This window comes from Peribacillus sp. QJM3NY_7 (assembly GCF_056173225.1).
This window is the reverse complement of record NZ_CM149663.1, coordinates 1,404,746-1,417,714: the sequence shown is the minus strand read 5'-3', so window position 1 is coordinate 1,417,714 and position 12,969 is coordinate 1,404,746. Positions and strand designations below refer to the sequence as shown.

General features: G+C 42.6%; 11 protein-coding genes and 1 pseudogene. All 12 read right to left on the bottom strand.

Annotated elements, in window-relative coordinates:
• Nucleotides 1-313: 313 nt before the first annotated feature.
• Complete coding sequence (locus tag AC0VX1_RS06850) at nucleotides 314-1,378, bottom strand: sulfate/molybdate ABC transporter ATP-binding protein (protein WP_057278941.1); 1,065 nt, start codon at nucleotides 1,376-1,378, stop codon at nucleotides 314-316.
• Between the two features lie 10 nt (nucleotides 1,379-1,388).
• On the bottom strand, nucleotides 1,389-2,273 hold the full coding sequence (gene cysW / locus AC0VX1_RS06845; RefSeq protein ID WP_475470508.1) for a sulfate ABC transporter permease subunit CysW: 885 nt from the start codon (nucleotides 2,271-2,273) through the stop codon (nucleotides 1,389-1,391).
• Nucleotides 2,274-2,283: 10 nt separating this feature from the next.
• Nucleotides 2,284-3,123, bottom strand: a complete 840-nt coding sequence (gene cysT, locus AC0VX1_RS06840) for a sulfate ABC transporter permease subunit CysT (protein ID WP_095390067.1) — start codon at nucleotides 3,121-3,123, stop codon at nucleotides 2,284-2,286.
• 69 nt (nucleotides 3,124-3,192) lie between these two features.
• Nucleotides 3,193-4,224: a sulfate ABC transporter substrate-binding protein gene (locus AC0VX1_RS06835; RefSeq protein ID WP_063577013.1), complete on the bottom strand. Its 1,032-nt coding sequence runs from the start codon at nucleotides 4,222-4,224 to the stop codon at nucleotides 3,193-3,195.
• Nucleotides 4,225-4,489: 265 nt separating this feature from the next.
• Nucleotides 4,490-5,143 (bottom strand): nicotinate (nicotinamide) nucleotide adenylyltransferase, encoded by a 654-nt coding sequence (gene nadD, locus AC0VX1_RS06830; RefSeq protein WP_057278937.1) that lies wholly within the window; start codon nucleotides 5,141-5,143, stop codon nucleotides 4,490-4,492.
• Between the two features lie 16 nt (nucleotides 5,144-5,159).
• Nucleotides 5,160-5,786 carry an arylformamidase gene (gene kynB / locus AC0VX1_RS06825; protein ID WP_048682948.1) on the bottom strand — a complete coding sequence of 209 codons (627 nt, stop codon included), beginning with the start codon at nucleotides 5,784-5,786 and terminating at the stop codon, nucleotides 5,160-5,162.
• A 13-nt stretch (nucleotides 5,787-5,799) separates the two neighbouring features.
• On the bottom strand, nucleotides 5,800-6,645 hold the full coding sequence (kynA, locus tag AC0VX1_RS06820; RefSeq protein WP_475470505.1) for a tryptophan 2,3-dioxygenase: 846 nt from the start codon (nucleotides 6,643-6,645) through the stop codon (nucleotides 5,800-5,802).
• 17 nt (nucleotides 6,646-6,662) lie between these two features.
• Nucleotides 6,663-8,012, bottom strand: a complete 1,350-nt coding sequence (locus AC0VX1_RS06815) for an amino acid permease (protein ID WP_475470503.1) — start codon at nucleotides 8,010-8,012, stop codon at nucleotides 6,663-6,665.
• Between the two features lie 132 nt (nucleotides 8,013-8,144).
• Nucleotides 8,145-8,705 (bottom strand): annotated as a pseudogene (locus tag AC0VX1_RS06810) (kynureninase); the annotation flags it as partial.
• Between the two features lie 48 nt (nucleotides 8,706-8,753).
• Entirely contained in the window at nucleotides 8,754-10,268 is a 1,515-nt protein-coding gene (locus tag AC0VX1_RS06805; protein ID WP_475470501.1) for a carboxylesterase/lipase family protein, read from the bottom strand.
• A 246-nt stretch (nucleotides 10,269-10,514) separates the two neighbouring features.
• Nucleotides 10,515-10,928: a MerR family transcriptional regulator gene (locus AC0VX1_RS06800; RefSeq protein ID WP_057278932.1), complete on the bottom strand. Its 414-nt coding sequence runs from the start codon at nucleotides 10,926-10,928 to the stop codon at nucleotides 10,515-10,517.
• Between the two features lie 84 nt (nucleotides 10,929-11,012).
• Nucleotides 11,013-12,653 carry a SulP family inorganic anion transporter gene (locus AC0VX1_RS06795; RefSeq protein WP_057279038.1) on the bottom strand — a complete coding sequence of 547 codons (1,641 nt, stop codon included), beginning with the start codon at nucleotides 12,651-12,653 and terminating at the stop codon, nucleotides 11,013-11,015.
• Nucleotides 12,654-12,969: the final 316 nt, after the last annotated feature.

The window sequence follows — 12,969 nt, the reverse complement described above, 5'->3', positions numbered from 1 at the left end:
GTCAAATACGTAATAACAATATTACAATTATATTTCAATTTTAACATTAAACATAAAGATTCGACTTTTTCACGTGATAAAACATCCAATATCTTACATAATCACCTTCGCATTTTGATGCAAGACTTTCTATCTAGTGTTTAGCACCAAGGGACCATGGACTATTGGCAGGCAAAAACTCACCACCTGTGAAGGCACGGTAGCCCTTTTGGAACAGATTTCAGCTCATTTACCAATCATGGAGGAAGGTTTACTGACAGTCTATTAAAAAAAACCGCTTTCAGCGGTTTTTTCGTCAAGATTCGACCCACTCTTAAATTCCAGCCATAAAGTCGACAAAAACTTTCAATTCTTTCGGTCGGACGAATACCCTTTCCCCTTTGCTTATTTCCAGATTCAAATATTGTTCTTTCGTCAGTTCGATTTCCAGCGGTTCGTTTGTATCCTGACGAATGACTTCTATCCGGACGATGGGGCCAATTGTATGGATGTGGTCAACTATGGATGCGATCGAATCCTTTTCCGCTGGTTCTCTTTCTATGATAAAGTTATGGGCCCTTACATAACCTGTGCCCGCTCCATCTTCACTGCCCGGGGCATTCATTTCTACATTGCCAGTAACCAATTTCCCTTTATGCACGTTGCCCTTGAAATGATTGACACTGCCTAGAAAATCATAAACAAAGGGATTTTCAGGGTGATCATATACTTCTTCCGGGGTTCCAATCTGTTCAATTTTCCCTTCATTCATGATTACGACCCGATCAGCAACATCCATCGCCTCTTCTTGATCATGAGTCACGAACACACTCGTAACATTGAATTCATCATGAAGTCTTCTTAGCCAACGACGAAGTTCTTTGCGCACCTTGGCATCCAATGCCCCGAATGGTTCATCAAGCAAGAGGATATTCGGTTCAACGGCAAGTGCCCTTGCCAATGCGACACGCTGGCGCTGGCCGCCTGATAATTGCGATGGATAACGATCTTTATATCCTTCCAACTTGACGAGTTGAAGCAATTCGGTAACCTTTTGTTCGATAACTTCTTTACTGGGCCTTGTTTTTCTGGGGCGAACCTTTAATCCATAGGCGATATTATCAAAAATCGTCATATTACGAAAAAGGGCATAATGCTGAAAGACGAAACCCACATTTCGATCTTTTACATGCTTATGCGTGTAATTCTCTTCATTAAAAAGGATTTTTCCGTTCTCAGCCTGCTCAAGGCCTGCGATGATACGCAGTAATGACGTTTTTCCCGATCCGGAAGGGCCAAGCAGGGCTACTAGTTCACCGCTCTTTATTTCCAGATCGATGTTTTGGAGTGCTTGATAGGACCCGTAATATTTTGTAACATTTTCTATGATGATACTCATTTCATTCCTCCTAACTTGCTTTGGTCGATTTAAAGTCCGTTTTCCATTCTATGAAGCTTTTAATGATCAACGTTATGATTGCAAAGATGGACATCAGGGATGCAACCGCAAAAGCGGCCGAAAATTGATATTCATTGTATAAGATTTCAATATGAAGCGGCATCGTATTGGTCATGCCCCGTATATGGCCTGATACGACCGATACAGCTCCAAACTCCCCAATTATTCTGGCATTGCAAAGGATGATTCCATATAAAAGTCCCCATTTTATATTAGGAAGCGTCACATACCAAAATGTCTTGAACCCTCCCGCACCCAGCGTGAGTGAGGCCTCTTCTTCAGACGTCCCCTGACTTTGCATGAGCGGGATCAATTCGCGCGCAATGAATGGGAAGGTAATGAAAATGGAGGCGATGACAATCCCTGGTATTGAAAAGATCACTTTAATGTCAAGTGATTGCAGCAGTGGACCAAGTGCTCCATGTAAGCCGAACAGAAGGACAAAAATCACCCCGGCAATGACCGGTGATACGGAAAAAGGCAAATCTATCAATGTAATTAAGAAGTTTTTTCCCTTGAAATCATATTTTGTTATCGTCCAAGCGGCAACCACCCCAAATATGGCATTGAGCGGCAAGGTGATGAGGACAACGATCAATGTTAACTTAATCGCAGCCACGGCATCAGGATGGGCGATGGCCGCAAAATACGCTTCGGCACCTTTTTCAAAGGCTTTTACAAAGATTGCGATTAATGGGACAACTAAAAACAAAGTGAGAAATAGCAATACAATGGAAATGAGGATCCACTGTATGGATTTAGGCTCTTTAGTTGCGTTCCTCGTAATAATGACTGGGTGATTCGCTTTTGCAACGACTGAATGATCATGTTCCATCATATCCCCCCTACTTCCCTGAATATCTTTTGCCGGTCCACCATTGTAAGATATTGATGGTGAACAAAATTATAAATGTAATAATGAGCATGACGGCTGCAACAGCAGTTGCACCTTCATAATCATACTGTTCAAGTTTTGTCATGATGATCAGCGGGGAAATTTCCGTTTTAAATGGCATATTTCCGGCAATGAAGACAACGGATCCATACTCTCCAAGTGCCCTCGCAAAAGAAAGGGCAAAACCCGTCAATATAGCTGGGATCAATTCCGGGAAGATGATTTTAATGAATGTCTGCATTCGATTCGCCCCTAAAGAGGCAGATGCTTCTTCCATCCCTTTTTCGATATTTTCAAGCACCGGTTGAACCATCCGCACCACGAATGGCAGACCGATAAATATAAGGGCGATGATGATCCCTGCGGGAGTGAAAGCGACTTTAAAGCTGAAAAATTGCCCGATCCATCCGTTAGGTGAATACAAGGTGGTCAACGTGATTCCTGCAACGGCAGTCGGGAGGGCAAAAGGCAAATCAACCAGTCCATCGATGATCCTTTTGCCGGGAAACTCATAACGAGTAAGCACCCAGGCAATCAATACACCAAAAACTGCGTTAACAAAGGCCGCAGTTAACGCTGTCAAGAAACTCAATTTATAAGAAGCGAGAACCCTCGGTTCAGTTATGGTCGCCCAAAAATCCTGGAACCCCATTGAAAATGTGTTTAGAAAAACCATTGATAACGGGATCAAAACGATGATGGTGAGATACAGCAGCGTAAAACCCATCGTCAATCCAAAACCGGGTATGGTCCTCTTTTTCGTCTGTTTACCTTCAGTCACTATATTCATCGCTTCGCCTCAACCCTTTTTCTGATTTATGAAGGAGAAGATGTTAAAGCCACACCTTCTCCTTCATGCTTACTGCTGTTGGTAAATCTCGTCAAATGTGCCGCCATCATTAAAATGTGTTTCCTGGGCTTTTTTCCAACCGCCAAATGTATCATCAACAGTCACCATATCGATATTGGCAAATTGGTCTCCATATTCAGCGAGGACCTTCTCATCCCTTGGACGATAGAAGTTTTTCGCGGCAATTTCCTGACCGGCATCCGTATACAGATATTTCAGGTAGGCTTCGGCCACTTCCTTTGTTCCTTTTTTCTCAACCACTTCATCGATAACAGCTACCGGTGGCTCTGCTAATATACTGATTGAAGGGTTGACGATTTCATATTTGTCATCACCGAATTCTTCCAGTGTTAAATAGGCTTCATTCTCCCAAGCGATCAGTACGTCACCGATTCCCCTTTCCACAAAAGTGGTCGTTGCACCGCGGGCCCCTGAATCCAGGACTTCAACATTCTGATAAAGTTTTTTCATGAAATCCTTCACTTTTGTTTCGTCATTATCGAAATTTTTCTCCGCATAAGCCCAGGCAGCCAGGTAATTCCACCTTGCCCCTCCGCTTGTCTTTGGGTTTGGTGTAATGACGGATACATTCTTTTTAGTCAGATCATCCCAATCTTTAATGCCTTTAGGGTTATCCTTTTTCACCAAAAATACAATCGTTGATGTATATGGTGTCGAGTTCTCAGGTAAACGTTTTTGCCAATCCTTCGCTAATAGGTTACTAGCTTCATAAATGGCATCAATATCATAAGCCAATGCCAATGTAACGACATCCGCTTCCAATCCGTCAATGACAGCCCTGCCCTGTTTACCAGATCCGCCATGGGATTGTTGTATCGTTACATCCTGACCTGATTCTTCTTTCCAGTGCTTCACGAACGCTTCATTGAATTCCTGGTACAATTCCCTTGTCGGATCATATGACACATTCAAAAGTTCTACTGACTTCGATGTTCCGTCCCCTTTCGTTTTTTCCGAGTTGCATCCAGCAAGTACACCGAAGGCTAAAATCAAACTTGTCAATAACATCAACTTTTTCATGAGCTTCCCCCTCTTTTTACAGCAAAAAAGGCATTCTATTTCCCTTCAATTATTTTTCGGGAGATAGTATGCCTTCAGTTCTCTGATCAGCAATTATTTTGATTTTTGTATATCCTTACCATAAAGCAAAGTTTACCAAGTTGTCAACTAGGTATTGCATGTCCTTTAATTAAATTCATTCACATTTTGCAGGTTGAAAAATTCCCTAAACGAAAAGGGCTCGATCCACCGGGAAATCGAGCCCTTTTTAATACTTTGCCAATAATTATGAATTTGATGATTTTTGATAAAGCTTATTTTCCACGATATACTGATAACACTGATCGGGCAGTAAATATCGTGGTTCCCCGCCCATTGCAAATTCATCCCTTATATATGTAGAACTGATTTCCATGGAAAGGCCTTTATCAATAAGGTGAAATGTATTGCCATCATCATAATTCCTTAGCAATGGACTTTTGGATATGATTTTCAGCATATCGATTCCATCACGGGCCATGACGATGAATTTATGATTGGCAATCAATTTTTCCCTGAATTTCCATCGTAAGTGTACAGGCAGCTCCTGATTATCAATATCTTCAAGTAAATCTGCACCCATTATGAAGTAAACTTCGTCTTTTGGAAATCGAGATTTAAAATATTCCATCGTATACCAAGTATATTGTTTACTCGTTCCGGCACGTTCATTAATTTCATAATCACTTACTTCGAATATCGGGTTGCCCCCTATTGCCAGCTTGAGCATTTGCCAACGGTGTTCATTGCTTGTTTTCATCTGTTTATCGATACGGCCATTTGCGCAAGGTAAAAAAATCACCTTGTCCAGCTTAGCACGATGCGCAATGGTGGATGCTGTCCATAAATGCACATTCGTGACCGGATCGAAGGAAGATCCGTAAACTCCAATTTTACCCATCATTTTATCCCCCTCATCAGCCTTTCTTCTTCACCACGGCCCTGACCGGGCTCCCGTCCCCTGCTTCCAATGCCAGCGGCAATGCAGCCAAATCGTACAGCCCAGGCTCCAGTCCATCAAGGACCAGCCCTTCGAGTATATGAATTCCACAGCCTGACAGTTTATTGTGGGCAGGTAATTCTTTGCTGTCGAGACAGTCGACTGAAGGTAAATCAAGCCCAAGGAGCCTAACCCCTTTATTTGCAAGGAAGGGAGCTAAATCTGGTTCAACCGGTGGAATCCATTCCGGAAAACGGCTAAGGTCCTTCCATTGACCTGTTGCCACCAACAACCGCCGGACCCCTGTCAATTCGATGCCTTCAAAAGCTTTAATGCCAATGCTTTCAGCTGCATCCACCTTTACTACGGTAGCAGTGCCAATATATAAATCAAGATCGAGTTCGATGATTTTTTTTCCATTCTCATCAAAATGATAGGGAGCATCAATATGAGTTCCTAAATGTGTACTCATCCGGATTTCCCCTACATTGACGGAAGACCCTTCAGCCATTGATGAATTCAGCCGATATGAATATTGCGTATCTCCTGGCCAATATGGCGTATTTTCATTGAGGCGCTGAGAAATATCTAACCATTGATTCATGTGTTCACCCCCCTTACAGTTTGGTCCTTAATGTCCATAGCTCAGGAAAAAATGGCTGTTCGACCACTTTCTTCAGATAACTTACACCGGACGATCCGCCAGTTCCCTTTTTATTGCCGATGATACGTTCTACGGTGCTCATATGATTGAATCTCCAGAATTGTTGTTGACTTCCAATATCAACGAGTTTTTCGGCCAGCTCATACAAATCCCAGTAGTTATGCACATCACGGTAAACGGTCAGCCACGCGCTTTCAACACTTGCATTTTCCTGATAAATGACAGACCAATCCCTATTCAATACCGATTGATCAATGGGAAGTCCCCTTGCAGCCAAAGCCCCTATAACCGCATCATAAATACTAGGTTTATTCAAGGCTGCCATCATCGACTCATAAAGCTCGGGCTGATGACGGAAAACGGCCAATATTTGCGAATTCTTTTGACCCATCGCAAATTCTATCAACCTGTTCTGAAATGATTGAAACCCTGAAGAGTTTCCTAGTTTCTCCCGGAATTCCATATAATCGGCTGGCGTCAATGTCGAAAGCACATTCCAGGATTGAACTAGTTGCTGTTGGATTCTGGCCACTCTGGATAGCATCTTAAAGGAAGGCTCCAAATGTCCTGCCACAATATGATCAGTTGCCGCAGTCAATTCATGGAGGATCAATTTCATCCATAATTCACTTGTTTGATGAATGATGATGAACAGCATTTCATCGTGATGGCCGGAAAGCCGATGCTGACTTGATAAAATTTGATTTAAATGCAGATAGTCCCCATAGGACATATCTTTTTCAAAATCTGTTACCATACTTTCTTCCAAACGATGTTCATCTCTTGGATCCTTATCCATACCATCCCTCTTTCCCTTTACTTTCTTTTGAATTTCGACATCAATAAGTAAACGATGCAAAGAAAGATCAGCCAAGGAACCCCGAACTGGAGCACGATTTTAAATGGGCCAGTGAACCAGGTGGATACCGTCAAAGCAAACAAAAGAAATGCACCCAGAATCGTTAGATATGGAAATCCATACATTTTAACCGGTAATTTGCGGCCCCCTGATTTCTCCCACCTCTTCCTGAAATACAAATGGGAAATGAACACCATGAACCAGGTTAGAATGGCTCCGAACATCGATATCCCCATCATGAATGCATATGAAGTATCCGGAAGCAGGACTTTTACTCCTGCAGCAAGAAATATTCCTAAAGTGGATATGAGAAGGGCCCTTAGCGGGACACCTTTCCTGCTCACTTTTTGAAATAGGGCTGGAGCCTGATGTTGCTCGGATAATGAAAATATCATTCTGGTGGAAGCATATAATTGACTATTCATTGCAGATAAAGCAGCGGTTAAAATAATGAAATTCATTATCCCAGATGCCCCGGGAACATTCAGGATTTCCATTACCTTGACAAATGGGCTCTTATCAATACCGGCAGCTTGCCAGGGAACAATCATTAACATGATCCCGATAGTCAGTACATAAAAAGTGGCAAGCCTGAAGACAGTTGCCTTCAAAGCTTTAGGTACGGCTATATCCGGGTCCTTTGCTTCCCCCGCCGTCACCGCAATCAGCTCAGTTCCTAAAAAGCTGAAGAGCGAAATGAATATGGCGACCCAGAGCCCCCAAAATCCGAAAGGCATAAAACCTCCATCACTGGCATAGTTCTCTACACCGATCCCGCTTGAAGGTTCGGCGCCAATCACCACATAGGCACCCAGTAGAACGAATATGACAATGGCGCTTATCTTGATCATTGAAAATACATACTCAAAATTGCCGAATGTATTGACACTCGTCGCATTTACATAGATTAGCAGTGCAGCAAAAAGGACAATCCAAATGCTCCCAGGCACAGTTGGAAACCAATATTTCATATAAACAGCGATGGCACTCACTTCGACACCAATGGCAAGAACATTCGCTATCCAATAGGAATACCTCACAACAAAACCCGCAAATGGACTTATATATTTTTCCGCAATGGTTCCAAAGGATCCCGATGTTGGATGGGCTACCGTCATTTCCGCCAAACATCCCATCAGCAGAAGGACAATGAATGCACCTATTGCATAGCTGATAAGTACACTTGGACCAGCCGTTGAAATCGCAAGGCCGCTGCCCAAAAATAACCCGGTGCCAATTGCACACCCCATGGCTATCATAGTGATTTGATTCGATGATAATTCACGTTGAAGCTTATTTTTCTCCATATGTTGCTCCCATTCTAGGCAATGATTCCCCTTTTATTTTCATAGTCTTCATATAAATTGCCGTCCATGACCTTCTTTAGTACCTGTACAGTTTCGTAGACTTCCTGAAAAGAGTTAAAAAGAGCGACAGGTGATGGCACCCACAGAATGACAGGCATCGAACCCTATCGTGATTCCAAGCGTATGCGCTTCCTTCGTTAACCTTTCCATATCAAGGATCCGACCGCTTCGATATAAAACCGTCGGAAGTACAATCAACGCTATTTCCCCGTTCATCTCGGCTTTTCACCTGAACCAAGTGTGCCGAGGGGTCAAGCCCATGTAATCGTAGCTGGCTTTGAAGTGCATAGATATCACTTGGAAAGGTTAGTTCATCCGCCAAAATCTTATTCCTGCCAGCTCTCGTTTCAAAAAAAGTGGCTGCAAGCTGATGTAGATTAGCCGTAGTCGACCCTCCCATTATCACTTCATCCTCTAAAGCTCCTACCAACGGGGCACTCAATTCACCCAATCTCTCAGAAAAGTAAAACCAGGGCTCGGCACCCTCCGTCCAGCCACCGATCCCATACTTTTCCAATCTCCCAATGAGTTGCCCTCCATATAAATCATCCCGGGGGTTAAATAGAACTCCGCTCTGTAAGAAACTAATGGATCTTCCTGATCCAACGTTTTCGCATACTCTTTCGTTGACATGAAATTATGATATCCATGTTCTCCCCGCTTCCTTCAATCCACTTTTTTTCATTTGTAAATCCCTATCCCTTCCCATGCCAACCTTATCATTCCGTCAGGATCTTTTTCAATATAATCCTTTTTATCAAAAATCATTGTGTAGTGGTTGGTTTCATCATATTTCGGCCAAATTTCACCTTCCGGGGGGTTGGGGTTTCCATATTTCGCAAAGTTGACCCAATGGCCCTGCATTCTATGGGATACCTTTAGGGCAGCTGACCTTGAACCATATGAAACAATCCGTTTCCCGAATGCCGAGTCGAAGGTCTGGAAAGCAAAAGGGATTTCCATACCATGCGTCGCCCCTAATTTACTTATGCGCATGGCCGCCGTTTTATAATCAAAACGATACATCCATGTTTTTTCAAAGCGGCTGTATGCCTCCGCATACCAAACCGAGGGAATATGGAAAGTCGCATCACGGCCAATGCCTAGTACAGCTTCCTTTTCTGGGTAGTTTGTATAAGCGTTCGTAATTCGCTCTTTCGCCTTCGGATCAGTATTTTCGAACATTTTATGAATCATCGCCGTATTAGTTGGGATTAGAGGGGGGGGCATCTGATCGAATAATGTCGCTTCGTCCCTATTTGTTCCTATAAGCAAGGGTATACCCCCTGTTCTTCCCGATCGAATCGAATCTAGTGGATAATCGGGCAGGAAGTCACCATCTACGACTGGTCCAAATGCTAGGGAGCCCGGCATTTCCTGTGAATTTTCCTGTAAAAGTTGGTGGGAGGCAGCGACAATCTCTTGAACCGGAAGGGTTTTTAGCCGGTGGCTTTCACCCTTTCCAATGCCCAATATCTCAAGGAACTTTTCACTCAATTGGCGCGCAAATCCTTTTCCGTAAACAGATGTCGGAGCAGGACTTTCTGCAATGGCCTGCTTAAAAAGACCCCTTGCTGAAGGTACAGTAAGTAAAGTCGTCACCGCATTACCACCAGCTGATTCACCAAATATCGTAACATTATCAGGGTCGCCGCCAAAAGCTTCTATATTTTCTTTAACCCATTTCAAAGAAGCAACTTGGTCACGTAAACCTAAATTGTTTTCAAATATTTCCCCTTCACCTGCCAACTCGGTAAAATCCAGATATCCCAGTGCACCCAGCCTATAGTTGATGCTTACCACGACTACATCTCCATTTTTAGAAAGTAAGTGTCCATTGTACATATCAAGGGATCCAGCTCCCGTTATATATGCTCCCCCAGGAATCCATACCATGACCGGGCGTTTTTTATCATCAGCTCTAGGCGACCAAACATTCAGGAACAAGCAATCCTCATCCATTTTTTCATTTGTGCTCATCCCTGTTCTTACCGCACGATCCATCGGCTGCGGGGGAACGGGACCAAAATCCACTGCATCCATGACACCGCTCCAATTATCAACTGGCTCCGGAGAACGGAAACGCAGTCCATCAATCGGCGCTTTCGCATACCTGACTCCACGCCAAACGCATATATCGTTTTCCATAGTACCTTGAAGATGTCCTTTTACCGTCGTAACTATTGATCCAATCATTCCCAATCACCTCTTCATATAGTAGTAGATATGTAAGTTCTTCTTTTTCCATTCCCTTATATCCTTCATCTTTATCGAAAAAAGATCTATATTGTCAGTTCAGCCAAAATAAAGGAATGCCATCGTATATAAAGCTCCGGTTATAATCAGGAGTTTGAATTGTTATTATAAATAATGGTTTTCAATGACCCGTTCAACAAAAAAAAGACCCAATCAGGTCTTTTTTTGTTGAACTCGGCAAAAATCTTAGGCAAGCATGGCAAGGATACTCAATAAAGAGCTGCCCCGAACGGAAAGCTGCTGTGCAGCATATGTTAATTGCTGTTCATCGAGCTGTTCCAATAAAGGCTTTAATTCCAGCAATTCATTCTCCAGTCCTCTAAGGTCTGTAGATAGCTTGTCCACCATCAAGAGCACCTGCTCAGAATCAACAGTGGTTTCAGACAAGACTTGTAACCGTTCCTTGATTTCAGTCAAAGGCATATTCTGTTCTTTAAACCGATTAATCATTTGAAGACGATTTAAAGCATCTTCTGTGTAATACCGATATCTTGACCCCGTTTTTTCATAGTTCAGCATTCCTAATTGTGTGTAATAGTCAATGGTTCTTCTCGAAACATTCGCAAGTTCAGCAAGCTGGCCAATCCGATATACATTCATCCAGATAGTCACCTTCTTTAAAAAATCTACTGTTAACGATACTATAACATATCTATCCGAAAAGGTGACTTCAAGATGAAACTATTAGACTACTTTATCCGAATTGCCCTTCAGCTGCTTCTTGGCAAAATACAGGGCATCTTCCTTCGATTTAAAAAAGTGCTGTTTTTCTATTTTATGATACAATCCAGTGCTGAGTAACAATTCCTTTGGTTGCTGCTGAATTCCGGAAATGATCAATTTCCCCTTATATTTTCCGATGCGATTAACGATCGCCAATAGTGCTGCCTCTGCTGAAGTGTCCATATATGTTACCCGGCGCATGCTTAATACCAACACTTTCGTCTTATTATCCAAGTTCTCCAATATCGATGACTCCAGGACGTCTATCGAACCAAAGAAAAGAGGTCCTTCCAAGTTATACACATTGATCTTCGAATCCGAATTATCAATTGGAACAATCTCGGTAATCTCATGACTTCTTTCCCTAACCTTTAACGTGTGGCTCATTTTTGCAATGAAGGTGATGAATGCAATCAATAAGCCGATTCCCACTCCCATGATTAAATCAGTGAAGACAGTGATGAGGAAGGTGACTAGCAAAACCGCAGAATCAGCCGTCTTCGTTTTCAATACATGAGCGAATTCCTTTCTTTCACTCATATTCCAGGCAACAAACATCAATATGGGTGCCATGCTAGCCAAAGGTATATGCGCTGCAAATGGGGAAAGCACCAGCAAAACCAGTAAAACGACAATTCCGTGAATGACTCCGGACATCGGGGAGGCTGCCCCGCTTTTTATATTGGTAGCTGTCCTGGCTATTGCGCCTGTTGCAGGTATCCCGCCGAAGAATGGCGTCGCGATGTTCGCGATTCCTTGACCAACCAACTCTTTATTACTATCATGCTTGGTACCCCCCATGTTATCCGCAACGGTAGCGGATAACAATGACTCGACACCGCCTAACAAGGCAATCGTAAAAGCAACTGGAAGGAGTGTGATAATGACTTCCACTGATAGCTCCGGCACTTGGAATTCCGGAAAACCTTTCGGAATCGCTCCATACGTAGAACCAATCGTAGCCACCTTATCGGGAAATAAAAAGTAAGCTGCGATTGTGGAAATCAGCAGACCCAGAAGCGGTCCTGGCACTCGTGGCAAAAGTCTAGGTGCCAGCAGTATGACGACAAAACATATAATCGCAACAATCACACTATATAGATTGATCGTGTCTGCTTTAATCACCAGTTCCTTCATGTTATCCATGAAAGCTTCATGTTTTTCCACTTTCATACCAAAGAAGTTAGCAATTTGCCCTGAAAAGATTATTATCGCAATTCCTGTTGTAAATCCAATGATGACAGGACGGGGAATGAACTTCATCAAATTACCTAACTTAAGCAGACCCATCAGGACTAACATTATCCCCGCTAAAAACCCGGCAATAAGCAGGCTTTCATACCCATATTGCATAACGATTCCAAATAATAAAGGAACGAACGCCCCGGTCGGCCCGCCAATTTGATACTTGGAGCCACCCAAAATCGAAATGAGGATTCCTGCGATGATGGTCGTATATAACCCGTATATCGGTTCGACGCCTGAAGCAATTGCAAAAGCCAGTCCTAAAGGAATGGCTACAACCCCTACGACCAATCCTGCTGTCACGTCTTTTTGAAAACCCTTCATGTTATATCCTTGAAATCTAGAATCTTTTATCATCTTTTTCAAACTCACATCCTTAATCGTTTTTTAAGATTGGAATCTAGCATCATCATGAAAATGACATTCTTTTATTTTAGAGGGAGTTACTTGTTGAAATTAATCAAATTATATTGTAGGCATTTTTCAACGGGACAAACCAAGCGGGGGACTTTTCAAAACTAAGAAATAATCGTCATATATAATCTCCTTTTGTAAGGTTATTTGACATGGTCTCGACCACGCTTCAACATTATACAGTAAAACGTAAAACTGTACATTGTTAGAAACGTTAACATTTGTTTACAACTTTTTGAATATTTTTACATTAATATTA

Excerpts from the sequence above, each read along its gene's own strand:
- AC0VX1_RS06795 (WP_057279038.1), bottom strand. The coding sequence starts at position 12,653 with ATGATAAAAGATTCTAGATTTCAAGGATATAACATGAAGGGTTTTCAA.
- AC0VX1_RS06805 (WP_475470501.1), bottom strand. The coding sequence starts at position 10,268 with ATGATTGGATCAATAGTTACGACGGTAAAAGGACATCTTCAAGGTACT.
- AC0VX1_RS06850 (WP_057278941.1), bottom strand. The coding sequence starts at position 1,378 with ATGAGTATCATCATAGAAAATGTTACAAAATATTACGGGTCCTATCAA.
- cysT (WP_095390067.1), bottom strand. The coding sequence starts at position 3,123 with ATGAATATAGTGACTGAAGGTAAACAGACGAAAAAGAGGACCATACCC.
- cysW (WP_475470508.1), bottom strand. The coding sequence starts at position 2,273 with ATGGAACATGATCATTCAGTCGTTGCAAAAGCGAATCACCCAGTCATT.
- AC0VX1_RS06800 (WP_057278932.1), bottom strand. The coding sequence starts at position 10,928 with ATGAATGTATATCGGATTGGCCAGCTTGCTGAACTTGCGAATGTTTCG.
- kynA (WP_475470505.1), bottom strand. The coding sequence starts at position 6,645 with ATGGATAAGGATCCAAGAGATGAACATCGTTTGGAAGAAAGTATGGTA.
- kynB (WP_048682948.1), bottom strand. The coding sequence starts at position 5,786 with ATGAATCAATGGTTAGATATTTCTCAGCGCCTCAATGAAAATACGCCA.
- nadD (WP_057278937.1), bottom strand. The coding sequence starts at position 5,143 with ATGGGTAAAATTGGAGTTTACGGATCTTCCTTCGATCCGGTCACGAAT.
- AC0VX1_RS06835 (WP_063577013.1), bottom strand. The coding sequence starts at position 4,224 with ATGAAAAAGTTGATGTTATTGACAAGTTTGATTTTAGCCTTCGGTGTA.
- AC0VX1_RS06815 (WP_475470503.1), bottom strand. The coding sequence starts at position 8,012 with ATGGAGAAAAATAAGCTTCAACGTGAATTATCATCGAATCAAATCACT.